This is a genomic window from Mucilaginibacter frigoritolerans (genome assembly GCF_007830615.1).
GTDB lineage: Bacteria > Bacteroidota > Bacteroidia > Sphingobacteriales > Sphingobacteriaceae > Mucilaginibacter > Mucilaginibacter frigoritolerans.
The window spans coordinates 322,897-349,090 of sequence record NZ_VLLI01000004.1 but is presented as its reverse complement, the minus strand read 5'-3'; the positions used below and the strand labels follow the sequence as shown (position 1 = coordinate 349,090).

General features: G+C 40.3%; 13 protein-coding genes and 1 pseudogene. 4 read left to right on the top strand and 10 right to left on the bottom strand.

What is annotated here, in order from left to right; genetic code table 11:
- Positions 1 to 165: 165 nt before the first annotated feature.
- From JN11_RS09040 to JN11_RS09020, 5 genes and pseudogenes are all read right to left on the bottom strand, one after another.
- Positions 166 to 2,709 (bottom strand): Kelch repeat-containing protein, encoded by a 2,544-nt coding sequence (locus tag JN11_RS09040; RefSeq protein WP_144911822.1) that lies wholly within the window; start codon positions 2,707 to 2,709, stop codon positions 166 to 168.
- A gap of 320 nt (positions 2,710 to 3,029) precedes the next feature.
- Positions 3,030 to 5,237 (bottom strand): annotated as a pseudogene (locus JN11_RS09035) (GH92 family glycosyl hydrolase).
- 76 nt (positions 5,238 to 5,313) lie between these two features.
- A complete protein-coding gene (locus JN11_RS09030; RefSeq protein WP_144911820.1) occupies positions 5,314 to 6,270 on the bottom strand; it encodes an endo-beta-N-acetylglucosaminidase H in 957 nt (318 codons plus the stop codon).
- Between the two features lie 226 nt (positions 6,271 to 6,496).
- Entirely contained in the window at positions 6,497 to 8,110 is a 1,614-nt protein-coding gene (locus JN11_RS09025) for a SusD/RagB family nutrient-binding outer membrane lipoprotein (RefSeq protein WP_170227726.1), read from the bottom strand.
- Between the two features lie 25 nt (positions 8,111 to 8,135).
- Positions 8,136 to 11,258: a SusC/RagA family TonB-linked outer membrane protein gene (locus tag JN11_RS09020; RefSeq protein ID WP_144911817.1), complete on the bottom strand. Its 3,123-nt coding sequence runs from the start codon at positions 11,256 to 11,258 to the stop codon at positions 8,136 to 8,138.
- A 342-nt stretch (positions 11,259 to 11,600) separates the two neighbouring features.
- Between JN11_RS09020 and JN11_RS09015 the strand changes: the two genes are divergently transcribed.
- The 4 genes from JN11_RS09015 (at position 11,601) to JN11_RS09000 (ending at position 18,284) form a co-directional block, all read left to right on the top strand.
- Positions 11,601 to 12,224: an RNA polymerase sigma-70 factor gene (locus tag JN11_RS09015; protein ID WP_170227725.1), complete on the top strand. Its 624-nt coding sequence runs from the start codon at positions 11,601 to 11,603 to the stop codon at positions 12,222 to 12,224.
- 52 nt (positions 12,225 to 12,276) lie between these two features.
- Positions 12,277 to 13,269, top strand: a complete 993-nt coding sequence (locus tag JN11_RS09010) for a FecR family protein (RefSeq protein WP_144911813.1) — start codon at positions 12,277 to 12,279, stop codon at positions 13,267 to 13,269.
- Positions 13,270 to 13,364: 95 nt separating this feature from the next.
- Positions 13,365 to 16,679 carry a SusC/RagA family TonB-linked outer membrane protein gene (locus tag JN11_RS09005; protein ID WP_144911811.1) on the top strand — a complete coding sequence of 1,105 codons (3,315 nt, stop codon included), beginning with the start codon at positions 13,365 to 13,367 and terminating at the stop codon, positions 16,677 to 16,679.
- 6 nt (positions 16,680 to 16,685) lie between these two features.
- On the top strand, positions 16,686 to 18,284 hold the full coding sequence (locus JN11_RS09000; RefSeq protein ID WP_144911809.1) for a SusD/RagB family nutrient-binding outer membrane lipoprotein: 1,599 nt from the start codon (positions 16,686 to 16,688) through the stop codon (positions 18,282 to 18,284).
- Between the two features lie 75 nt (positions 18,285 to 18,359).
- Here JN11_RS09000 and JN11_RS08995 read toward each other — a convergent pair whose 3' ends face one another.
- The 5 genes from JN11_RS08995 to JN11_RS08975 all read right to left on the bottom strand — a co-directional run bounded on the left by JN11_RS08995 (position 18,360) and on the right by JN11_RS08975 (position 26,140).
- Positions 18,360 to 19,262: a glycerophosphodiester phosphodiesterase family protein gene (locus JN11_RS08995; RefSeq protein WP_144911807.1), complete on the bottom strand. Its 903-nt coding sequence runs from the start codon at positions 19,260 to 19,262 to the stop codon at positions 18,360 to 18,362.
- A 53-nt stretch (positions 19,263 to 19,315) separates the two neighbouring features.
- Complete coding sequence (locus JN11_RS08990) at positions 19,316 to 20,701, bottom strand: RagB/SusD family nutrient uptake outer membrane protein (protein ID WP_144911805.1); 1,386 nt, start codon at positions 20,699 to 20,701, stop codon at positions 19,316 to 19,318.
- Positions 20,702 to 20,720: 19 nt separating this feature from the next.
- Positions 20,721 to 24,194, bottom strand: a complete 3,474-nt coding sequence (locus JN11_RS08985; RefSeq protein WP_170227724.1) for a SusC/RagA family TonB-linked outer membrane protein — start codon at positions 24,192 to 24,194, stop codon at positions 20,721 to 20,723.
- Positions 24,195 to 24,430: 236 nt separating this feature from the next.
- On the bottom strand, positions 24,431 to 25,432 hold the full coding sequence (locus tag JN11_RS08980; protein WP_170227723.1) for a FecR family protein: 1,002 nt from the start codon (positions 25,430 to 25,432) through the stop codon (positions 24,431 to 24,433).
- 72 nt (positions 25,433 to 25,504) lie between these two features.
- A complete protein-coding gene (locus JN11_RS08975; RefSeq protein ID WP_144911799.1) occupies positions 25,505 to 26,140 on the bottom strand; it encodes a sigma-70 family RNA polymerase sigma factor in 636 nt (211 codons plus the stop codon).
- Positions 26,141 to 26,194 lie beyond the last annotated feature (54 nt).

The window sequence follows — 26,194 nt, the reverse complement described above, 5'->3', positions numbered from 1 at the left end:
AAACATATTAATCGTAATAATAACAGACCATAAACGGATATTATATCGCCGTTAATAAGAGCTATTAACTTTATTGGCAATTCTATAATTTTCTTTACGGAAGAAATATTAATGAGTACTATTCAATGCCGGCAATGAATTACAAAAAGATAAGTAATTATGGTGCTACTGAAGGATCTTATCCAAACTGAAAGGATAATCGACACCTAATGATTTTTTGTATTCGGCTACAAACTGATCATAAATTTTTTTACTGTAGTCAATACCTTTTAACCTCCGATAGCTTTTTAACTGATATTTTAAAGCGGTATCATTAAAAGGATCGGTATTTAATATTGCTTTACTTATTTCTAATACTACTTTATAATTTTCATCAACATATAGCTTTTGAAGTTGGGGCAGCAGGCCGTTCATTAGCAACTCTTCGTAATCAGCTTTAAAATCATCCAGCCAAACATCGGTCATATCACTTAAAAATGCCCCCCGGTTAATCATCTCAAAACAATCCGTAATTAATGCTTCTTTTTCATCGCCGGTTTTTTTAAGCGTGTCTATTACTGCATAGTAGTCGCAGAAAAAAGGGGCATTAATATTAAAGATGTAGTTATCATTTAAAAAACTAAGTTCAATACCATCTATATCACCAATGGCATTACGCAGGTGATTAAATGTAACACCTTTAATATTTTTCGATTTGGAAATATCTTTATCGGGCCATAACAGCTGAGATATTTTTTTGGATACAATACCGTTATTTTTCTTGCTGTTTAGCAAAATGAGTATAAACAGCTGCTTAATTTTAGGACTGAACAAGTGGGTAATATCCCTTTCCTTTTTATCAAAAACCGCAAATTCGCCCAACAAATAAACGGAATTCATTTTTTGCGCTATTGGTTTTTCATCAATCACTAAGTCATTCTCGGCTTCAACTATAACAGTGCTGAGCGGTTGGGGCCTTCTTCTTTTATATAACCATACCAGTGCAACTGCAAGCATCAGCAACAGTAGCCCTGCCAAATATTTTAATTTGGCAGTAGATTGGGCCTGCCATTTTCCGGTGCTCAGGTAGCCAGCATTACTAACCGGAGGATACGCCAGCGAATAGACTTTTATAATAGACTTTTTAGGATCGGTAAACTCCTGCAGGGTACATAGCAATTGGTTGGTTTTACTATTCAGAAAAAGATTAATGTCGCTTTCTATTCTTTCGGATATAACCGGTATGGAAGCACTTACAACCTGGTATGAGCCATCTTTAATAGAGAACCTGTAGAGTTTAATGCTGGTCTTAAATTGTTCATGCGGATAACACATCGCGTAAAAATAATTTCCATCATCAGAGAGTACCAGGTTATTTGCCGGCACAAAGACATCCTTATGCGGGTGTATATCCCAGCATTTTTTGATAGTATGATTTTTTAGGTTGATACAATATAAATCATAATATTGCCTGCCACCTACCACCTGGCTCCCTGATTCATTACCATAACCTCCAAATAAATAAACCTCATCAGCTTTATTTACGTTACTTACTGCCGAAAAGAAACGCGGGGTAATCGTATCTCCCTTAAATGCTACCTTTTCCCATTGGTCGGCAGCGGGGTTGTATTTTAAAAAATTATTGTAATAACTATAAGAACCATATCCACCAAAAATGTATATACTATCCTGATTGGAATTAAAAAAAATATTGTGGTGGTGCCTTTGCCCTTTAAATTCTATCTTCCCAATAGCGTTCCACGTAAGTGAGCGCATATCCAAAGAGGCAACACTAGGTTCTGTTGGATGTTCGTGGTAAACTTCATAGATATAACATTTATCCTCTTTGGTATTAAATATGCTTTTACCCAGCAATAAGGGAACAGGCGATTGTTTTTTAAATGCGGATGAAACGATGCTACCACTTTCGCTATCATAAAAAATGATGGAATCGCGGGTGAAGATAAAAAGCTTGTTATCAACCGGTGTGAAATTAAGGCCCGCAACCTGATTAAATGAATGCTTATATGCCAGTTTCCAGTAATAAGACTCATTGATGAGCCAAACCGGGTTTTCAACCATACCTGTTTCATCACCATCGCTGTTATGCACGATAGTGCCAGCCGACTCCGTTAATGGAAATGAAAAACTTTTTTGATTATTACCAACCACAAGATTTTTGATAGCCATATCAGGCACTTCTGTATAGTATTGATTTTTACCAAAAACTATTTTAGCGGTTACCGTATCTTCCAAACCCAGGTGATCTGCATGATATAGTTTATCGCCTATGTAAATATTGATCTTGTCATCTTTTAAATTGAAATCCACCTTTACCTTCACCCACTTACGTTTATGCAACTGGGAATCTGGTATAGGAATTTTCAGCTTGTTGCTCTTTCTGTCGATATTAAAGTTCAGATAACCTGCGCCATTAAAATATAGATAGCTTAAACTGTAGGAATTATTTTTACTGCTCAGGTTAAAAATATATCCCAGGTTTTTATTGTCCCATAATGAAAGATCAAACTTTATAGATAAGTTATCCCGAAACAGCGGTGGATTAGTATAAAAAACGGAATAAGAAGTACGCTTGTTTAACAGGCTATCATTGGAGTTAAACATTAAGCCCTGGGCCTGCGCACCATTAAGCTTAAAGAATAAAAGTAAGCAAAAAGCAATTCTAAAAAATTTAATGTTGACCAATAAGAAGTTATCAGATTCTGGCATTAAGCGTTTTAAGTTTTAATGTTATTGATGATATACTAAATTTATGATGCTAAATTAGAATTTAAAGAGCGAAAAAACAGTAAATTATATTTGTTCGTCTGGCGTCTATATAAATTACTTGTTTATTTAATGGAGGTGTTTCGGCAATCTATCTATGATCAAATACGCTTATCTTAGGTAATTTCTTTATCTATTGTTCCCAATAAAGATTTTATTGCCATTAAGAGGCTCTCATCTTATTTATTATTCAACCAAAGCAAGTTTAGCCTGCAAAAGATTACTCTTAAGCAGGCTATTGAATAATAATTTAACCGGTATAATTACTTAGCTGTAAACCAGGTTTTATTTGGCGTCGGTCCCATTGTAAATTCCAATGTGCCGCCATTTACTACTTGCTGGTGAGTAACATACAATTTATGATAGGGCTTACCATTCAAGGTAGCACTTTGAATATAAACATTGGCCTTATTATTATTTTTAGCACGGATAGTAAATTTGCCGCCTTTGGTTTTAATAACCGCTTCATTTACAGATGGGCTGCCAAACATATACCTGCCACTGGCCGGATTAACCGGATATAAGCCGGTAATGGTCCAAACGGCCCAGGCACTCATTTGCCCGCAATCTTCATTCCCTGCGTACCCATCTGGCTGATCGTGATATAAAGAATCAACAACCATCCGCACGCGCGACTGGGTTTTCCATGGCATTCCGGCATAATCATACAAGTACGCTACGTGATGACTTGGTTCATTTCCATGTGCATACTGACCAATCATACCACTAATGTCGGGCGACTGATCTTCGCCATGCATAACGGAGGTCACTGAAAACAGGGAATCCAATTTTGTGACAAACTTTTGCTTGCCACCATAAGCGCTGATCAACCCTTCAACATCCTGGGGTACAAAGAAAGTATATTGCCAGGCATCCCCTTCCATAAACATAGCCTTATCAGGGTTATGCTCTGAGTAAAAAGGATCAAAAGGTGTTACCCAGTTGCCATCTGCATTTTTTGCACGCATAAAACCCGTAACAGGGTCGTATAGATTTTTCCAGCTGGCAGAGCGTTTCATAAAATATTTATAATCGTCACTATAACCTAGCTTTTGTGCCACCTGGGCAATACACCAGTCGTCATAACCATATTCAAGGGTATTGGTAACACTTGCACCGTATTTGTCCTACGGCACATAACCATATTGCCGGTAATAGTTGCAGCCTCTTATGTTTTCCATTGCACTTGCCTTCATGGCGGTATAAGCCAACTGATCATCTATGCCTTTTATACCCTTTAAAACAGCATCAGCCAAAACAGGTACGGCATGGTAACCGGTCATGCAATTGGTTTCATTGGTACTCAGGTCCCAAATAGGTAGCAGGCCATTTTCTTTGTAAAAGGCAAGCATGGAGTTTAAAATACCTGCATAACGTTCAGTTTGCGTAAGGGTATATAAAGGATTTAGGGCACGAAAAGTATCCCAAAGTGAATAAGTGGTATAACGTTGTTGCCCGGCCGGCATTTTATGGATCTCTCCTTTTGCATTTTGATAGGTCCCATCAGCATCAGAATATTGCGACGGGGCTATACAGGTATGGTAAAGGCCAGTATAAAAAATGCGTTTAATCCGGATATCGCTAGTATTGATTTGAATTTTTGATAGTTCATGCTCCCATTTTTCGGCAGCCTGTTTCCTGACACCATCAAAATCCCATTTTTTAATTTCTTTAAGGGCCTGAACGGCGTTATCTGAACTCACCGTAGAAAGCGCCACTTTCAGCATAATATGGTTATGCTTTTGTTCATTAAACAGCACTTGAGCAATAACACCGGTGCCATTTGCTTCGGATGATGATATTTGTTTGCCATCTGCAATGATGGATAGTTTGCTGAACGGAACCGATGCACGTAATGCAAAATATACCCTTTGCACTTGCGCCCATCCGGTAGAATAACGATAACCCACTAGGGTTGAATCATTGAGTTGTTTAACGTAGGTTGCTGTAGGTTGATCCCAGTTTTGCTTATACCCCAAATCAAGCTTAATTACCGGGCTTACGTTTGCCGGAAAAATATAATCGTGGAAACCACAATGTTCCGTAACGGTAAAAGCAGCGCTGATACCATTATCCATGGTTACTTTATAAAAGCCCGGGCTTGCAATTTCATTACGATGTTTGAATTTGGCCAGGCCATGATCGGCGGTGTCAGTAATGAGTTTATTTTCGGGCATTACGGATATATCGCACCAATCACCTATACCAGTACCACTCAGGTGCATGTGGCTAAACCCGGCGATAACAGAATCGCTGTAATGGTACCCTCCGCACCAATCCCAGCCGTTGCGGCCATTATCGAGGCTAAGCTGAATCATCCCGAATGGAACTGCGGCCCCGGGAAAAGTGTGCCCATGCCCGCCTGTACCTATAAATGGGTCTACATATTTTGTTAATTTTTCCTGAGAGAAACCCTTTAAGGAAATTACCAGGAGTAATAAGAATAGCTGATACTTTAATTTTTTTAACATATGCGATTATACAATAAAGGCCAGCCCTTGCAAAGACCGACCTTTATTTATTTAATTTATTGAATTTTTACTGACTTTACTTGTATACTGTTGCCTGACCATATAAAGCCTTTGATACGCTGGACAGATAAGTATGAACGTCTGTATTAGGCAAGTTGTAAGTAAGATAGATACCATAACCACCACTTACTGTTTGAGTTGCCAGGGAAGCAGCCGTACTTGCACTTGTATTTTGAATATCAATTGCCGCAGGGCCCAAATTGCTTTTGCTTAAGCCGGGCACATTTGGAACTGAGTATGTACCATAAATGGCATTCCAGCTGTAATTAACTTTTGAACCAACCGTTACACCATTGTATGATAACTCAGATGCAGCGGGGCCATAATCATAAAAAGAAATAATTTTAGTCGGCATCAATTGACGTAAAGCGGTTACCAAATAAACAAAAGAATAAGCATTTGGCTGACCGGTTCCATTAGTTCCATAGTCAGCATATTCATCATCAAAATCAATCCCGTCAAGGCCGTATTTGGTAACAGCAGCGCTTAGCTGTTTTGCAAAAGCGGTGGCAGCTGCCTGTGTTTGGAAATTACAGATCCCTGCACCTTCGTGGTTGCCCAGTATAGATAGGAGCACTTTTATTCCCTTGGCCTGCAATGGCTTAATATAGGTGGCGGCGCCGCTCAAAACAGTAGTTACCTGCGAATTAAAATAAAGCTGCGCAGTATCGGCAGTAGTATCATAATTAATATTGGCGGCAAAAATAATACCTATGCTAAATAATTGCTTACCGTTGGCCAGTTGGTAATTACCAACATTAAGTAAATTTTCAGTGTTCACCTCAACATAACACACCGTCTGCGGGGCAGTAGCGCTCGCCGCTAAATTACTTTGACCCTTTAAAGAACTTGCAGGAGCTGTTTGGGGCGATGCGTTACTGGCATCCTTTTTACATGCAGAAAAAAATAAAAGTGTTAGTACCATACCAAAGGAAGCTGCCTTTGTCAGGAATAATTTGTTAAATGTTCTCATGATTTTTTTGATTTTGATTTGGTGTATAAAAAAGATTAATTGATTTTATTCATAGGCATCACTAACAGCAGGTTGTAAGTTTTACTGTTTAGGGTATTAGGTTTTATTTCTTATACGTTTATGTATATCTCGATAGTTACTAAAATTAACCTATCGATTAAAAGGGCCCCTTTGCGGGGGGCCCTCCCGGATGAAAACAATTCATTTTCATCCACTTATAAATCAACTAAAAATTAGCTTTATTCACATCCCACCATAAGCGAGTACCGCCATTGTCGGCTCCGCCCAATAGTTTTACGGCATTATTTACCGCAGTAGTATTGGTAGTATACTCACTTGATGGATACGGCAACCTGCGAACCTGCACGTCAGTACTAATAGTACCGCCGCTAAAGTTATTGGCAACCGGGAACAGTTTAGGATAACCGGTACGTCTGTAGTCGGCCCATGCTTCCTGTCCGTCAGGGAATATAGCCAGCCATTTTTGTGTAATGATGCGCTCCAGTTTTTGCTCCTGGGTAGCGCTATCATCCCATTGAATGGTGATGGTTGATAATGCGGTGGCATTATTAGTGGCGTTAAGCGGGTCGGTAAAATTTGCTTCGGTGCTTGTAGCATCGCTCAAATACGAACCTATGCTGGCGCCCCATTGATTCATGGAAGCGGCAATACCTGCTTCATAATTGCTTTGTACGCTTGCTGCGGTCCATCCGCGTAAAGCAGCTTCGGCCTTAAGAAACCAAACTTCAGCAGCAGTCATAATTAACTGTGGGGTTGAGAACTGAAAAGTTTGGGTAGTATTGAGGTTTGCAAAATTGGAATAGGTACTTTGGTTTGAGCCGATTAATGAGCCTGCACGTATCCCTACAAACTGACCGGCGTAGGCACCGGCACCTGCTTGTGCAGGCTGGAAATAGATAGAAAGGCGTGGATCATTATAACCCACCATATACGACTCAATTGCTGCACTCATATTGGTGTTATTCCAATCGCCAGAGATTTGGTGCAAATCGTTTTCGCGGCCACCTGTTTGGGCAATTGCGGCATCGTCAGTTGGTGTTAATAATGTACCACCTGAATCATTTAAAGCTTCTACTGCCTGTGTCTGCGCAGTAGCCGGATCAACCTTCACAATACGCATAGCCAGGCGCAAACGCAGTGAATTAGCAAATTTCAGCCATTCGGTGTAATTACCTGCGTAGATATAATCATTTGTACCTAAGCTTGTTTTACCCGGATTATCTGCTATATAGGCTTTCAGATTGGTTACCGCAGTATCAATCTGTTTAAAAAATGTTTGGTAAACTGTTTGCTGGTCGTCATAAGGTGCAGTAGTTAACGATGTGCCTACCCTGGTATAAGGTATAGGGCCAAACCTGTCGGTCACTCTATCCATAGCTTCCACCTGGATTAGCAAAGCAACGGCCCACATTTCAGGATTTGTTGTTTTAATGGTGGTGGTAGTAGCAATTGCATGAACCGGCGACATCACCAGCGTATACTGATCATTGAAACCTGTTGTGTTCCAGCCATCATTCATCGCATAAGTTAAATTGTTGCGATCGCCGCCAAACGCAATACCGGGTTGCATATAACCACTGTAACCATCGGCACTCAAATTCTGAGCACGCTGATAGTTGGAGTATATGGCTTGTTCCATAGGGCCAAATGCAGTAGATGCTATAGATGCACTTTGGCTTTTGCTTAAGGAATTGGGATTAGTATTGTATTTTTCAAAATTTTTGGTGCATGCTGTTAATGCCAAAGCCATAACAGAAACCAGTACAAAGCCTAGTTTGTTCCCGGTAATATGCTTCGAATATTTATAATGTCTTTTCATTATTGTGTTTTTTTTAATAATTAACTTAGAAGGAAACATTCAGGTCTAAACCCACATTGCGGGTTGCCGGTTGGTTAAAGAGATCAACACCTGACAAACCATTACCAGTAGAAGTAGCAACTTCAGGATCAAAAGGTGCTTTCTTATAAAAATAAAACAGGTTCCTGCCAATTAATGAAAGTTTAACATTTTTTACTACACTATTAGCAACCGGCCAGGTATAACCCAATGCGGCCTGGCGCAATCTTACAACCGTAGCACTGTATATGTATTGGTCTGTTAAGGCATTGCGGCCGCCAATAGTTTGATACCATGTTTGGGCATTAACCGTAGTTACCGGGGTACCGGCCTGGTTAACAGCATTTACAGTAACACCTCCATTGGCACGTGCAGTTCCCGAAACCTGTGAAACACCATAACTATCCAACATAGCCTGCGTTAAAGACAGTACCTGGCCACCAAATTTTCCATCAACAAGGAAATCAAAGTTAAGAGGACCAAAATTAAAGCTATTACTCCAACCTAACTGGAATTTAGGATTAGGGTTGCCTACGAAACTCATTGTACTATTTTTTTGCGGAGCATAATTGCTTGCATTTGTGCCTGATAATACCATCTGGCCAGCTGAATTACGTACGGTAGTGTAACCATAAATATCGCCAAAAGAACCGCCTTTTGCTATAACTGATTCATAACCAAAGCCACCACCATCATTACCGGTCAAAATAGCCTGGTTCAGGTTATCGGCAGGATCCAGTGAAATGATCTTATTTTTATTGGCAGAAGCTGTTATTGAGCTATTCCATTTAAAATTATTGCTGCGTACAATATCAGCGCCAATTAATACTTCAAACCCTGTATTTTGTATATCGCCGGCATTTACATAACCTGTAGAAATTAATGTAGCAGCTGGAGGGGTTAAAGCAAAATACTGGTTGTAGGTATGTGTATTATAGTAAGTAAAGCTAAAATTGATGCGGTTCCCAAGGAATTTCCAGTCGGTACCGAACTCGTAAGAGTGCGTATCTTCAGGCTTTAAGGTATGCAATGGCGCAGTAGTGTTAAAGATCAATGCACCTGAAGAAGATTGCGTATTTTGTGCAATAGTTGTAAAGGCAGGTAATCCATTAGCTACACCGGCATAACTTGCGCGGATCTTTGCATAAGATATAGCCTGAGGCAAAGAAAACATCTGTGATAAAATTGCAGTTAAACCAACAGATGGATAATTGTAATCGAGCTTATTAGTAAAAGCCAGGGTTGAGTTCCAATCGGTTCGGTTGGTTAATGCCAGGTACAAATAATCTTTATACGACAGGTTGGCCGCCTCAAATATAGATTGGATTTGGGTATGGCTGCTAAAAGCAATAGGAGCGCTATGGCCTGCTATGATGTTATAAGGTGTGAAAAAATCAGGGGTAGAAAGATCGCCGCTGGCGCCAAGACCACTTAGCTGTGAATCGTTTATAGCGGCACCAACTAATCCGTCAAATTTAAAAGCACCAAATTTAGCAGGGGTAAAATTCGCAATCGCATCCGCATATTTCTGTTCGGTTACCTGGTTGCTGTAAGAATAATGTCCATTACCATTACTGTTAAACGTGGCTATCGTACCTGAATAAAGATCCTGGTTATAGCTATCATTAGTGCGGTCAAGGCTTCCCCTTATCTGTACATTAAACCATTTGGTAAAATCGTATTTAGCACTTCCGTTAAAAATAATACGGTTACGCTGCAGGTTATTAGTATTCATGTTGGTTACCCACCATGGATTTTGCTCCTGACTGTCGTCATTAGGTGTTACCCAGTTCTGACGTGCAGTACCTGTATTGTTGGGAAGTAAATACTGATTTTTATAAGGCAATATATTTAAACCCCGCGGAAAAAGATATAAACCTACTAAAGGGTTAATGTATAAACCCAATCCCGGGCTGTTTTTTATATCCTGATCAATGTAATTAACGTTCCCGTCAACAGTCAGTTTATTATTCAGGAAATGACCGGTTTCGCGTAAATCAAAGTTATTCCTTCTTAGCTCATTGCCTGGTTCAATGCCATTGGCAGATGTATTAGCATAAGAGGCGTAGGTTTGGCCAATATCAGTACCAGTAGAAAGATTAATAGCATTTGTCCAGTTAGTACCTGTTCTGAAAAAATCTTTCAAATTATTTTCAGAAGTTGATATTGCCGGGCCCCAGCTTGTTGCAGAACCAGCGGCTGTCTGTCCATATTGATTCTGGAACTTTGGTTCCGACACCGCATTTGATGCCTGGAAACTGGATGAATAATGAATTTCCGTTTTGCCAGCCTTACCTTTTTTGGTGGTAATAACGATAACGCCGTTAGCTGCCTGGCTTCCGTACAGGGCTGCAGCAGAGGCGCCTTCCAGTACGGTTACACTTTCAATATCGTCTGGGTTTAAGTTGGATATACCATCGCCGCCATCAGGGCTGCCTCCAAAGTTGTCGCCCGGCTGGCCGCCGTTTGTGGTAGTGGTTCCGCTATAGTTAACCGGGTTAGCCATTGGCACCCCATCAATAACATACAAGGGTTGATTGTTACCGGCAAAAGAACGTGATCCACGTAAAAGCACCTTGGCCGAACCACCAACACCCGAAGCACTGGGTTCAATAGCTAAACCGGCAACTTTACCATTAAGCGAATTCATTAAATTGTCTGTTTTAACATCATTTAACTCGCTTCCGCTAATCTGTTGTTGTGCATAGGTAAGTGACTTTTGAGATCTTTTGATACCTAACGCAGTTACTACTACCTGGTCAAGCTGGCTAGCATTAGACACAAGCGTTACAGAAATTATCGCATTGGCACCTATTGTAACCTCTTTGGTATTATAACCTATATAGCTAAAAACCAGTATATCGCCCTGGTTCGCGGTTAAAGTAAACCCGCCGTTAACATCTGTCTGCGTTCCCTTAGTAGTGCCCTTTACCACAACAGACACACCTGGCAACGATACTCCTGATTCATCCTTTACGGTGCCTTTAATTGTCTGATCGGCCTTTACCTGCAGTGATTGTGCATGTTTAGCTAATAAATGCCTGCTGCTTGCTGACGCCATAGCGCTGCCGGCAACAAATGCCCCCGCCGAACTGCAAACAATAAAGCATGTAAGTAATTTTTTTTTCATACTCATGTTTAGAAATTGATAAACTGTTAATAAATTGGTTATGAGGCTTTAATCCGGCATAAAGCACGGGCCTCGTTTGCTTCGGGCTAGTGAATGCCCCCGGCTATAAGGTTATATTCCCTTTTTCGGGAAAATTGCCTACAAGAATTTTTTTTTTTTTTTTGAAAGGCTTACAGGGCTGAGATTATTCCTTGCTTGCGACTACCTTTTTAACCTAAAGAAAAGAAAATACCCTAATGGTTATTAATTTAAAACATGTTAAAAATTATTTGCCGAAAAACATCAGGCATTTGCTACATTGCCATGCGTTGATATAAAATCAATTACCATTTTTAAATACGATTGAGGCCCGATTTAACTGAACTTTGGGGAAAAATTTGCCTGGATGATGATGCGCAAGCATTTGAACGGCTTTACTATGCCTTGTTCAACAAGCTTATCAAATTCAGTGTTTATTATGTTCATCAGCGCGAAGTTGCTGAAGAAATAGTTTCGGAAGTATTTGTAAAGTGCTGGAATAACCGCAAATCATTAAGCCATATTGATTACCCCGAGAGTTATTTATTTATAGCAGTAAAAAATCAATCGTTAAAATACCGTAAAAAATATTCGAACATACATTTGGTTGAGTTGGAAGATAATGAATTCCAACTGGTTGATCTTTCTGACCCGTCAAAAAAACTGGAAAGAAAAGAATTACATCATCGCCTTGACCAGGCCATAGAAATGTTGCCTATGCAGGCCAGAATTGTTTTCAGACTGATAAAGGAAAATGGCCTGAAATATAAAGAGGTTGCTGAGATTCTCAGTATCTCTCCCCGAACCGTTCAAACGCAACTGTTCAGGGCTATTGATAAATTAAGGCAAACCCTGAAATCATTGCCTGAAAATTCAAAAAGCAGAGAAAAAGACGGCAAAATTTTGAATATTTTAATCATATTATTTTATTTTTTCAATCGCTTGTAGGCATTTTTTTTAAAAGCAGGATTATAATTATAATATTGTACAATATACACTAATGGAAGAAGAGCTATTTACCGAATTACTTTCAAAAATGCTATCAGGAGATATTACTCCTGATGAAGTTATTGAGTTTAACCGGCTTGTAGCAGATAATACTTCTTTTCGAAAAGATTACGATGCGATAAAATCATATTGGGCACAAGACGATGAACCGTATGAAAACATTGTGGCCATATTTGAAGACATAAAGAAACGGGCCGGTATAGAGGCTAAGATACCCGAAAAAGATAACATCAGGGAAATAAGCAAAGCCCGTTACACCTTCCCTTGGTTACGTACCATTGCCGCTGCTGCGGCTATTATGATAGTTGCGGTTGGTTTATACCTGTTTAAAACAAAGTCTGTTGAGGAAACCAGCCTGGTACAGTTACAAACCAAACAGGGCGCATTAGCGCAGGTTAAACTGCCTGACGGCACAATGGTAACACTCAATTCTTTATCGGTTTTAAAATATCCAAATCATTTTAATGGCCAAACAAGAGAGGTTTATTTAAGCGGCGAGGGATATTTTGATGTAGCCAGTGATCATAGCCACCCTTTTATTGTCCATACTGAAAAAGCTGCTATCAAAGTATTGGGAACGGCATTTAACCTGAAAAGTTATGCCAACGATGCGCAGTTTGAAGCCACGCTTTTCAGAGGGAGTATACAGGCTACTTTAAATAATGAGCCTACAGTGACCGTATTGTTAAAACCCGACGATAAATTGATTGTTAACGATTCGGGCCATCAATTAACCAAAGAAACTTATGCCGAAACTGCGTGGATGAAGCATAAACTCATTTTTAAGAATGAGCCATTTAACCTGCTGGCTAATAGTTTAGTGAGGAAATACGGGCAAAACATTATATTTAAAGATAAGACATTAAAATCCATCAGGCTATCTGGTGAATTTGAAAACGAAAATATACAACAGGTTTTACTATCATTGCAGGTAGTTACAAAGTTTAACTACAAAGTAGCGGGTAACACCATTTATATTTTTTAACCAATTATAATTATAGCTCTTTTTTAAAGGATAAGTTCTGAAGATATTTTTTCGGGGCCTATGCTAATGTGCTGTATCGTTTTATAGATTAATTAATGAAGTTAATCAGGCTGTTTATTTTAATTTTAGTTTTCCTCGCATCAAAAAGAGCCTGCGGTCAAACAAAAGTTACCTTTAACTACCAGCAAGTACATTTTGAAGAAATTATAACCGCTATACAGCATCAAACCATTTACCGTTTTGTTTACCGGGCAGATCAATTACCGAACCAGCTGATTACCCTATCGGTAAAAGACGCAGAAGTACTTCCCTTGCTTGACAATTTGCTTAAAGGCACCCGCTATTATTATAGGTTAACCTCTAATAACCTGATTGCCATTGGAACAGAAAAAGATTCGATTAAGAGCGTAGCAGTTAGCGGCATTGTAACTAACGAAGAAGGCGAGCCCATCAGCGGAGCATCTGTCAGGATAAAAAACAGCAACTATGGTACTGAAACTGATAAGCAAGGCCGATTTGTAATTACTAGCATAAAAGGGGCAACAATTGAAGTTTCAAATATTGGTTATAACACGCAACAGGCGATAATTACAGCAACCGATCAACCCCTGAAAATAACCCTTCAAAACGCTTACCATAGTTTGGATGAAGTAGTGGTTACCGCCTTAAACATCAAAAAAGAAAATTGGAAAGTGGGTTACTCCGTTGCCTCTATACCAGGAGCCGACTTAACAACGGCCCGGGAGGCTAATGTTGCCATGTCACTGGAGGGCCAGGTGGCCGGTTTGAACGTAAGTGGCACTTACGGAGGGCCAGCATCGTCTTCCAGGTTATTGCTCCGGGGCGCTGCCAGTATGAATGCAGGTTCGCCACTGCTTGTTTTAGATGGCGTTCCGATTGATAATACACAGCGTGGCAGTGCAAATGAATATGGGGGCGCCGATTATGGCGATGGGTTCAGCAATATCAACCCTGATGATATTGAGAGCATTACTGTATTGAAAGGTTCGGCAGCTTCGGCACTTTATGGGGCAAGGGCAGCAAATGGTGTGATCCTGATCAACACAAAAACAGGAGAAAAAAACTCCGCCACGCTGGTAGAATACAATTTAAATCTTTCCTTCGATCATGCCGTAAATAATACTGACTTTCAATATGTATATGGGCAGGGTTCACAAAACGAGCGCCCACAAAATGTACAGAGTGCCATAGCATCGGGCATGTTAAGCTGGGGCGAAAAACTTGATGGAAAGCCTACCATACAATCGGATGGCAATTATTATCCCTATTCGGCAGTAAAAAACAATATTGATGAGTTTTACCGCAATGCACCCGCCTTAACCAATACCATTTCGGTTAGCGGCGGTAACTCAAAGGCTGCATTCAGGGCTTCGGCCTCCAATCTTAACTACGAATCCATCGTTCCAAACAGCGGCCTTAACAGGAAAACTTTTAACCTTAATACTTCTTATGATATCACCGATAAATTAAAACTTAGTTTTAACGGAAGTTATATTTACGAAATGGCTAAAACCAGGTCGTATTTAAGCGACGGGCCCATGAACGCCAATTATGGCATTGAGTTTTTGGCTACCAGCGCCAATCAACTCAGTTTAAAACCGGGCTACAACCCGGTAACGGGCAACGAATCGCAATGGAACAGCAATGTTTATATTACAAATCCCTATTTTGTTATTAATAAACAGGTTGATAATTCAACACGCAACCGCTTTATAACGGCAACCGTTTTAAAATACAATTTCTCTGATAATGTTTATTTGCAGGGGAGGCTTGGCTATGACATCAGTAATGATGGCTTGCTAAATGTTTTGCCGACGGGCACTGCATTTACGGTTAATGAACAGGGCGGCTTAAACGGGCTCAGCAAATCGCAAACGGGTGAGCTGAATGCTGACCTGCTTTTTCTGGCAAATAAAAAACTAGCGCGTGATCTTACGTTAAATTTTTCTGCAGGAGGAAACTTTCGACGGCGGCAGTACAATCTTACCGAAATTACCGGCTCGCAATTTATCATACCTTATTTGTATACACCATCTAACCTGGTGAGCAGTAGCTCCAATTATGATATATCGGAAATTGTAACTGAATCTGCTTATTATTCGGCCGACTTCGATTTTAAAAACCTGCTCGATATTACGGCAACGGGCAGATATGATATTTTTTCAACGCTGCCCCCGGTTAGCCGCGGCATTTTTGTGCCGGGAGTTTCCGGGAGTTTTTTATTTTCAAACTTGCTGGCAATCCCCTGGTTAAGTTCCGGAAAATTCAGGATCAGCTACGCAAAAACAAGCGGCGAGCCTTCGCAACCCTATACTACGCAGCTGTATTTTACCTCAAACAATACGGTAAACGGTATCCCGTTAGGAAGTTTTTCGGCCGAGTTACCCAACTATAACTTAAAACCATTTACGCTAACCGAATTTGAAACAGGGGTAAACTTATCTTTTTTTCAAAACAGGCTTACGCTGGATGCCACTTATTTTAACCGGATAACGCACAATGAAATTACCAATGCACAGCAATCTGTAGCCACCGGCTTTACTTCGGCATATGTTAATGTAGGGAAAACCCAAAATACGGGCCTGGAGCTTATGCTGTCGGGCGGGCTGATCCGCACAACAAGTTTTTCATGGAACGCCAGTATTAATTTTAGCCAGGTACATAATGTGCTGTTATCTATTGATGGCTCAAGTCAATATTTATTAACCGGCACCTACAGGCCACTAAACGCAAACACGGCGTTGGTGGTTGGCAAATCTATTACCCAGGTTATGGCTTATGATTATAAAAGGGATAGTGCGGGAAACATCATTATCGGCAGCGATGGCATACCCGAGCGTGGTCCGTTAAAGGCAATGGGCGGCACCTTGCCCACTTTTTACGGCGGTTTTACCAACTCTTTCAAGTACAAAAAATTCAATCTTTCATTTTTGATAGATTACAAGTTTGGCAACAAGGTGCTTTCTGCTACCGAGGATTATTCATACGTGTATGGGCTTAACAAAGCAACCCTGGTTGGGCGCGAAACCGGGATAGTGGCAAAAGGTGTAAATGATAATGGGCAGACCAATACCATAAACGTACCGGCTTACAATTACTATCCGCAACTTGCAACCAATATTTCAACCCTGTCTGTATTAAACGGCAGCTTTATTAAGTTCAGGCAGCTTATACTCGGATACGAAATTATGCCATCATTTTTGGGGAATTTGTTCCGTACTGTTACAGTGAGCCTGGTAGGCCGTAATATTTTCACCATATTAAAGTATACCAAAAATATTGATCCTGAATCGGAGTTTTCGCCAGATCTTACTTATGCTGGCATAGAAGGTGAATCATTACCGGCTACACGAACTTTTGGATTTAACCTGAATTTTAAATTTAAGTGATGTGAGATGAAACTAACTTTTTTTACCATACTTACGGGGATTATTTTTTTAACCAGCTGCACTAAATCGCAGTTAAATAACATCAACACAGATCCATCAAAATCAACATCTGCCAATTTCGATCCTAACAACCTGCTCTCAACGGCACAGTTAAATTATGCAAATACCGGTTACTATCAATTAGTTTATGAAAGTACCATGATGCAGGTATTGGCATCAACTTATTATTATTACAACAACGGCGATAAATATATTAACGAAGGAAATTTTACCGATTATCAGGGGGCGATATTCAGGGAAGGTTATACGGAAGCAGGCAACATAAGGGAAATGCAGCAGCTTTGTATTCAAAAAGATTCGGCAGCATACTCCAACCTTATCAATATCGGCAACATTATGTTTGTATTCATTTTACAACGAACTACTGATATGTATGGCGACTGCCCTTATTCGCAGGCTGATATGGCCCAACAAGGTATTAAATATCCGGTTTATGATACCCAGCAAAGCATTTACAATGAGATGTTAACCGATCTTGACAACGCCATTTCGAAACTGGATGTTAACCGGCCAAAACCAACTGCCGACCTCTTCTATAATGGGGACATAACACGCTGGAAAAAATTCGGTTATTCGTTAATGCTGCGGATAGCCATGCGGCTTACCAAGGTTGATCCTGCTACAGCCCAAAAATGGGCAGAAAAAGCAGCGACAGGCGGTACTTTTAATGATGTAAGCGACAATGCCATTGTACAAACCGATGCAACAAATTCAGCCAGCCAGAACGGTACCTCAATAGCCATGAGGACACTTACTGACTATGAACAGGTACGATGGAGCAAAACGCTGATTGATTATTTAAGACAAACGCAGGACCCCAGGCTTAGCGTAATTGGAGAAATACCGGCACCCGGTTTAGCCAATAACGGCGATGAAACACTTTCTGGCAATCCGGATTCCTCATTACAACGAGGCATGCCAAATGGATATGACCTTTTAGGCGGAGCCACAGATATCAGCAAATCTCCGGGCTACCCAGGAGGAACCGGAACAGGGGCCGATTTTGCGGCATTAGGTAATTACTCCAGACCCCGCACCAATGTATATCTTAAATTAGGCGAATCTATCCTGGTGTTTACTTATGCAGAAACGGAGCTATTACTAGCCGAAGCAAAAGTACGCGGATGGAATATCGAGGGCTCTGCCCAACAACATTATGCAAACGGGGTAACCGGCGCTTTCCAGTCGCTCACCCAGTTGGATGCCCAAACCAGTGTAAGTGCTGCTTCCATTACTAACTACCTGAACTCAAATCCGTTGGATATGTCGACGATGAACAATTCATTGCAAATGATCAATACCCAATACTGGATAGCTACAGGAACAAATTTTAACTTTATTGAGAACTGGTTTAACTGGAAAAGGTCAGGATATCCGGCGCTTACTGCCATAAATTATTCCGGAAATGTAACAATGGGAACCATACCCCGAAGAATGATTTACCTATCGACAGAAATATTAACTAACCCAACTAACTATAAAGCTGCTGTTGCCCGCCTGCCCGGTGGTGACGTTTTAACCTCAAGGGTTTGGTGGGATAAATAATCATCCATTTGCAGGATGGTCACCTATCTGTCATAAATAAAAAAAACCACTTTTTAAGTGGCTTTTTCGTTATCGTTATTGATGTAATGACCTTTTTCGTAAGTAATTTAAAAGCTCTTTTGGCCTGTCTGTTTGTATCATGGTTGCGCCGTGAGCAATCAGCCAGTCCCAACTGTCCTTGGTATTGGATTCATCTACAGCCAAATCATCATTATGACCGCCGTTTAAACTTGGCCACAGTGAATTTATCCAGATCTTGGCCCCATGCTTTTTTATGAAAGCATTGTCTGACAAAACACCCGAAGTGTCTTTATGAAATATAAGCTCGAATGCAACCGGCTTTATCTCTTTTTGATATTCGTTAATTATCTGTTTGGCGGTTGGCTTATCCAGGTAAACTACAGGCATAAAAGTAATACTATCTAATATAACCGGATATTTTACACGAACATCCTGATATGGAAGATCTGTTTTGAAGATAGCCTGCTGCAATGTCCCCGTTTTTTTTAGTACCTGGTAGGCTTCATTATAGTAAGGAAGGCTTTTATCAAGATTAACCAAAACTTTCCCCTTAGCCAGTTCCATCACTTCTTCCAGTGTAGGAATGGTATGTTTAGTAATAACACCTATGCCATTTCTGAGGTGAAACTTTTTAAGCTGTGCAAGCGTGTAGTCTGATGGTTTTCCTTTACCATCGGTTGTACGGTCAATCGTTTCATCGTGCATTATCACAATTACTCCATCGCTGGTTTTATTCAGGTCCACCTCTATTACATCAACTCCCATTTCAATGGCGAGCTTATAAGCCTGCAATGAATTTTCGGGAGCATTGCGCCAGTCGCCCCGGTGGGCAGTTACCATAATTCCATTATCATTCGGGTTATGCAGATGCTTTAAAATATTTTCAACCTGTCCGTAAGAACTCAAACTAAAAAGCATTGCTGCGGATAAAGCCAGATTTTTAAAAAAGTTTTTCATAATAGTATGCTAATTAAGAGAGCATCCTAATAGATGCTCTCTTATAATTTTTATTAATAACCCGGATTTTGAGTAAAGCCAGATTTGTTAGTTGATATATTAAGCTCGGTTTGCGGTATCGGGTAAAGATACTGGTAAGCTTGAATAGTAATTGGTGTAAGGCCTGAATTTTTGAGTGCCGCAATAGCGGTGTTGGTACGGATCAGGTCAAACCACCTACTCAGTTCAAGCGGTAATTCCAGTCTTCGTTCCTGCAATACTGCTGTTCTGAAGCTTGCCTGATCTGGTAAGTCCGTTTGTGAAAAAGTGGTAGCTCCGGCCCTTGCCCGTACAGCATTCAGGTAGGTAAAATCATCGGCAGAATAAGCAATTTCGTTTTCCGCTTCAGCATACATTAATAAAACGTCAGCATATCTCAATACAATAAAATCATTACCCAATGTTTTGGTATTAGGATCAAAAGTATCGTAATATTTTTTTACCGGCTTGTCATTCGCATCAAGGGTAATGGTATTTAGCAGATCGGCCCTGGCATCTGTTGGTCCGTATGCACTGATCAGTTTTGGATCCAGGCCCGGCTGATTAAAATAAGGAGGAAGGCTATGCCCCTGATTGGCAATAGTTTTATTAAAGCGCACTGCAAAAATAATCTCGGCATTCATTTTATTATTAACATCAAATACAGAGGCCACATTTGGCAGCAATGTATAGCCATAAGCATTGGTTGAGCCGATCAGATCCTTTAAAATACTAACTGCTTGCGGATATTTTGCTTCCGTAAGATATACTTTCCCTAACAAAGCTTTTGCCGCGCCCTGTGTTGCCCGGCCCAAATCTGCGGCACTGGTATAGGATACGGGTAAAACTGATATTGCCCGGGTAAGGTCACTTTCAATAGCCGCGTAAACATCCTGTACCGAACTTCTGTTGATCTTTGCAGCATCGGCCGCAGTTATAGGGCTTAAAACCAAAGGTGCAGCACCCCACATCCTTACAATGTTAAAATAATGAAGCGCCCGTAAAAACTTCAGCTCGCCTTCATACTGGTTTTTCAGCGTGGGTGATGTTACTACATCCAGATGAATAAGGGTATTATTGCACCTGGAGATGCCATTATAGATATTGCCCCAGGTATTTTGTACATCTGTATTATCGGCTTTTGCCAAAAATTGATCAATGTTGTATTCCGTTCCGGCATTTGCGCCCGGATTCAGGTTTTCAACATTATCGCCGCGGGCTTCCATCATATCTATGAATGTTCCGTAATACATGCCCTGAAGTGGTGCATAGGAGGCATTTACTGCGTTGGTAATATCTGCCGTAGTTTTATAAAATGCAGCAGACGTTGCCTGCGATTGCGGCAGCAGCGTTAAAAAGCTTTTTTTACATGATAGCAATGTAAAGCAGCATATAATGATCAATGATAATGATTTTTTCATTTTTAAACTTTTTTAGCGGTTAAAATTTAAGGTTTGCACCGATGAGGAAAGTTTTGGAAACAGGGTAGCTACCATAATCTATTCCGGGTGTTAGGGGGTTACTTTCTACACTTACTTCCGGGTTATAACCATTGTATTTGGTGAAAGTAAATGGGTTTTCGGCAGTTACATATAACCTGGCACTTGCAAAGCCAATTGACCTCGCCATTTTTTGCGGAAGGGTTGCACCTAAGGTTAAATCCCTGATACGTAAATAAGAGCCTGATGATAAATGATAAGTGGAGATCTGTGCATTTAAACCAGTTTCGCTTCTGTCAGCAATAGCTACTTTTCCATTACCCGGATCAGACGGTGAAACATACCTATTCAGCGCATCAGTAGTATTATTGCCATAGCTTTCTGTTGAATTATAATGCCGTTGAGCAATATTGGCTATAGTATTGCCGTAAACACCTTGTGCGGCTACGTTTAAATCAAAAATGCCGTATTGCAGTTGACCCGAATATCCATAAGTAAATTTGGGCTGATAGTTACCGGTTATTGTTTTATCATTACCATCAATAACTCCATCCCCATTTACATCTTTAAATTTAAAATCACCCGGCTGCGCGCCAGGAACTTTAGCGGGCGTGTTGGCAATATCGGCAGCATCTTTATACACGCCTGTTTGTACCAGGGTATAATAATTGCCTATTGGTTTACCTACTTCCGTAATAAAATAAATTACGTTGTCGGCTTCGGTAATAATGGATTGCTGGCCGCCAAGACTCAGTACTTTGTTTCTGTTGGCCGAATAATTTACACTATTTGTCCATTTGAATTTACCCAATTGGCTGGTGTTAGAAAGTGTTAACTCAAGGCCCCGGTTATTTACTTTTCCAATATTAACCAGTTCAGTGCTATAACCTGTAGACAGGGAAACCGGAACATTCAGCAGTAAATTGCTGGTATTGTTTGAATACACATCAATGGTAGCATTCAATACATTTTTAAACAGACTAATGTCAGCACCTAAGTTAATGGCCGATGTTTTTTCCCATCCTAAATTGGGGTTGCCCTGTGTTGATTGATATAATCCTGGCTCAAGGTTGCCGCTTGAAGCACCTAAAATATAGTTAGATGGTGACAGGGTTGATAAATAAGCATAGTTACCTATCTGAAAATTACCGGTTACACCATAGCTGGCTCTTAATTTAAGGGCGCTGATAAAGTCTATCCTTTTCATAAAGTCTTCATCGCTTAATATCCAGCCTGCCGAAGCCGAAGGGAAATAACCATATTTAGTACTTGGCCCGAAGCGTGATGAACCGTCTGCTCGGATAGCAGCAGATAGCAGGTACCTGTCTTTATAACTATACTGAAGTCTGGCCAATCCGGATAAAAGCGACCACTCATTAATACCGTTGCCTGTAGTAGGAATGGTTAACGTAGTTGCGCCGTTAATGGTTTTTACCAGGTCATTAGGGAAGCCTGTAGCAGCAATATTGGTAGCATTGGCCATTTCCTTTTGCAGAGTATACCCTCCAAGTGCCTGTAAAGAGTTGTCACCCCATCGCTTTTTGTAAGTTAAGGTACTTTCGGTTACCCAATTGGTGATTTGATTGGTAATATAATCTGCCGTTGGCACCGATGGCGTGGTGAGGGTAAGAGGATTTGGCAGTGTAGAAGGATTGAACTCGCTTCTGTTAAAGTCGCTGATGTCTGTACCAAAAGAAATCTTAAATTTCAGGTCTTTTATAATTTCGTACTCAGCATAAACATTGGTCAATAATTTTTTCTCATTCGTAACATCTGTTCTTAGCATGGCCAACGCAACCGGGTTAATACCATTTGATTGCGAGTATTGCCAGGCATACTGACTGTAATTATAGGTGCCATCAGGATTTTTTACAGGAAAAAACGGCGATGCAACCAATGCACCTTCAATAATATTATTGTTACCATTATTAAATGCGCCTTCAGTATTATCGTATTTTATAATGCCATAGTTATAGTTGATGCTTGCACCCAGCTTTAAATGATTATAATGAGCATCGAGGTTTACGCGGCCCGCATATCTTTTATAACCCGAATTTATGACGATACCATCCTGGTCCAAATAGTTGCCGGAAATGTAATATTGCACATTGTCAGATCCTCCTGAAACAGCTAACGTTTGGCTTTGCATAGGCGCCTGCTGGAAAATAGCATTTTGCCAGTTGGTATTGGTTAATCCTTTTTGCCCATCCAGGTAAGGGAAAATTTCGGGAGGCAACAGATAGGCCAAACTGGTATTGGTAGGCGAAGCGCCTAATTTGCTTAAACGCGTTGCATTATCGTCAGTAGCGCTGCCTGTTAATCCTTTTGCTGCCAGCTGATTAAAATAGGTGTTATTATGAGCATCATAAATTAACTGGGCATATTGCGTAGCATTCAGCATCGGGATTTCTTTGGTTACCGACTGTATACCATAATAACTATTGAGGCTAATATCAACTTTATCCTTTTTCCCTCTTTTAGTAGTGATAATAACTACTCCGTTTGATCCTCTCGATCCGTAAATAGCAGCTGCGGATGCATCTTTCAATACATCAACACTTTCAATATCGTTAACGTTGATAGCATCCAGGGGATTAACCTTAAAACCCGGTCCGTTAATGTCATTATCTGACAATGGCACACCATCAACAACATATAGGGGATCACTTCCGGCGGTAATGGTACCTGTTCCACGAACATGGATAGAGATACCGGCACCAGGCGCACCATCTGGCTGTAAAACCTGTACGCCCGCCAGTTTCCCGGTCATGGCTTTATCTACACCTGTGGAAGGAAAATCATTTACATCACTTGCACTTAATGATGATACCGCAGTGGTTACATCTTTACGGGTTTGCGTACCATAACCAATAACCACCACTTCCTTCATTTGACCAAGGCTTGGCTTGAGCGATACATTGATACTGATTTTACCATTTACAGGCTGATCAAGCTGCTGGTAACCTATAAAAGTGAATATCAAAACATCATTTTCATCGGCACTGATATGATAATTTCCAGCATTATCGGTTACTGTTGACTTTGGGCTATTTTTTACCCTTACCGTTACTCCCGGTAATGGTAAACCTGATTCATCAAGTACCTTTCCACTGATATTAATCTGTGAAGCCATTACTTTATCACCGGCATTTTTCTTGCCCGCATCGATGAGCACATTATCACCAATTTGCCGGTATATTAAGCCAAATGGTTGTAACAGCAGGTCCAACGTTTTGGTAACGCTGGTATTTTCCACCGTAAATAGGCCCACCTGAAGATTATCAATCTTTGAACTTGGATATACAAAATGCAGGTTTGTAGAACGCTCCATTCGCTTCAGTACGCTGCTGAGAGATTCGTTCTTTACCGTAAGGCTTACTTTTATTTGATCGAGCGCCTGTGCTTTTCCCGGAGCAGCTTGTAAAACAAGCGAGCTCATGCCAGTCAGGAAAATGATTACCGCCGAGATTCTCATGATTTGTTTAATGTTTATTTTAATGTGTTGGGGAGACGTTCCGCCCCCGGCCGGGCAAAACAAAGCCGGTTTCTTTTTTTTCAAAAGAAATTTCATAAATTCGTTGGATTTTAAGTGTTAATTGCTAATGGTTAAAGTCATACTTAAAACCGTTTTGTCTTGACCACAAAGCGGTTTTGTTTTTGTGCCAATCAGGTAGTTTTTCTCTTCATTTTTTGATTATTGTTTTAAGTTGATTATTCATTACATCCTGCTCCTAAGAAAGTAACGGTTTTGGCAGCATCATCAATTTTGTAATTAACAAGGCTGATGGCTTTCATTATTCTTAATAAATTATTAAGTGGAATTTTGTTATTGAAGCTGGCTGTGTAACGGCAGTTTTCAATATTGCGATGCTCAAACTTAAAGGAGTAGCCATACCACCGGCCAAGCCTTGCCGCAATATTTTGCATATCCTGGTTTTCAAATTGCAGCTTGCCATCTTTCCATGACATTTGCGAGGAGGCATCAACATCAGTTAAATAACTTTTGCCGCTTTTTATGTTGTATTCAATCTGCTTATTGGGTGTAAGAAAACCCAATGTATTGTGGTCATGTGCCACTGCCACCTTTCCCCGGTTAACTGTCACAAGTTGAATAGATGTATTTTTATAGGCGGTTACCGAGAAAGCAGTACCCAAAACCGTAGTTATTAAATGATTGGTGTGTACAATAAAGGGCCTAGAGGCATCATGAATCACATCAAAATAAGCTTCGCCATCCAGATATACCTCTCTTTTACGATTGAGGAAATGTTCAGGATAGGTTATTTTACTGCCTGCGTTTAACCAGATCGCTGTACCATCATCCAATTTAATTTCCTTTAACATGCCGTTTTCGGTAACAGCGGATAATAGTACTTCCTTCTTTTCAGCTGACGAACCAGCATATTTCCAAAAGGCCACCGCACCTATTATCATCAGGAAAATAGCAGCTGCTGAGAACCACTGTATTAAATTTCTTTGCTTAGCTACTTTCTCTGGGGCCACATTAGTAAACCCGGCCTCCATAATGCGGTTTAAAAGCCTTTCCCTTACTTGTAATTCATGGGTGGGGTCTTTGAATACCAGCAGGTCCTGCTGGTTTAAGTCGAATGAATTGTACCATTCATCCAACAGTTGCTGTTCAGACGGTGTTAGCGAGCCCAGCTGCTCTTTTTCTAATAATTGTTTTAGTTCTGTATTGTTTAATGCTGCCATCAACAACATAACCAATTAACAAAAGGCAATGTACTATGCGCTTGTAAAACTTAATATTTGAATAGGTATTTGTTAATGATTAATTAACACAAGGGCGCCAATTGTTATGGCAATGTGAAGCATTTCGGGAGAAAGTGAAAGTTCTGAATGGTTATAGTGACTAACCGCCACCCGTATACGTTTAATGGCAGAACTGATCTGATTTCGTACCGTTTGATTGGACAAATTTAATTGGGTAGCGATTTCTTCGGTAGTTTTCAGTTCGTTTCTGCTGAGCAAAAATATAGCTTTCATTTTTTCAGGCATACGATCAATTTCCTGCTGTACCAGCGTCTCAAGTTCCCGGGTCATCAAACGGGTTTCACTATCTGTGTCTGATAGTTCTGTTTTTAAAGATTCGTTTTCTTTATAAGTAAGATGAACCAGCTGCTTGCGGTAAAAATTGATGATCCTGCTTTTAAGACGCTGGTGCAGAAAAGCACGGATCGATTCATCATTATTAAGTTTTACGTCCCCGGTAAGCAAAGAAAGAAAAATATCCTGTAAAATATCCTCTACATCCTCTTCTGAGCGCAAACGGCGAAAAGCAATAACATAAAGCTCTTTCCAGAACTTGTCATATATTTTTTCAACCAATTGCTTTTTTTCTTCCTGCATTGCCCTGCCCTGGTAATCTACGCTGTAAAATTCCGATTTTAATATTACCATTATATTAAGACTGCTTAAACAACAAGCTTATTAAATAGCTTAAGTTTAGTGTAA

What these genes read in the sequence shown, in the direction of transcription:
- JN11_RS09040 (WP_144911822.1), bottom strand. Translation starts at nt 2,709, where the DNA reads ATGCCAGAATCTGATAACTTCTTATTGGTCAACATTAAATTTTTTAGA.
- JN11_RS09030 (WP_144911820.1), bottom strand. Translation starts at nt 6,270, where the DNA reads ATGAGAACATTTAACAAATTATTCCTGACAAAGGCAGCTTCCTTTGGT.
- JN11_RS09025 (WP_170227726.1), bottom strand. Translation starts at nt 8,110, where the DNA reads ATGAAAAGACATTATAAATATTCGAAGCATATTACCGGGAACAAACTA.
- JN11_RS09020 (WP_144911817.1), bottom strand. Translation starts at nt 11,258, where the DNA reads ATGAAAAAAAAATTACTTACATGCTTTATTGTTTGCAGTTCGGCGGGG.
- JN11_RS09010 (WP_144911813.1), top strand. Translation starts at nt 12,277, where the DNA reads ATGGAAGAAGAGCTATTTACCGAATTACTTTCAAAAATGCTATCAGGA.
- JN11_RS09005 (WP_144911811.1), top strand. Translation starts at nt 13,365, where the DNA reads ATGAAGTTAATCAGGCTGTTTATTTTAATTTTAGTTTTCCTCGCATCA.
- JN11_RS09000 (WP_144911809.1), top strand. Translation starts at nt 16,686, where the DNA reads ATGAAACTAACTTTTTTTACCATACTTACGGGGATTATTTTTTTAACC.
- JN11_RS08995 (WP_144911807.1), bottom strand. Translation starts at nt 19,262, where the DNA reads ATGAAAAACTTTTTTAAAAATCTGGCTTTATCCGCAGCAATGCTTTTT.
- JN11_RS08990 (WP_144911805.1), bottom strand. Translation starts at nt 20,701, where the DNA reads ATGAAAAAATCATTATCATTGATCATTATATGCTGCTTTACATTGCTA.
- JN11_RS08985 (WP_170227724.1), bottom strand. Translation starts at nt 24,194, where the DNA reads ATGAGAATCTCGGCGGTAATCATTTTCCTGACTGGCATGAGCTCGCTT.
- JN11_RS08980 (WP_170227723.1), bottom strand. Translation starts at nt 25,432, where the DNA reads ATGGCAGCATTAAACAATACAGAACTAAAACAATTATTAGAAAAAGAG.
- JN11_RS08975 (WP_144911799.1), bottom strand. Translation starts at nt 26,140, where the DNA reads ATGGTAATATTAAAATCGGAATTTTACAGCGTAGATTACCAGGGCAGG.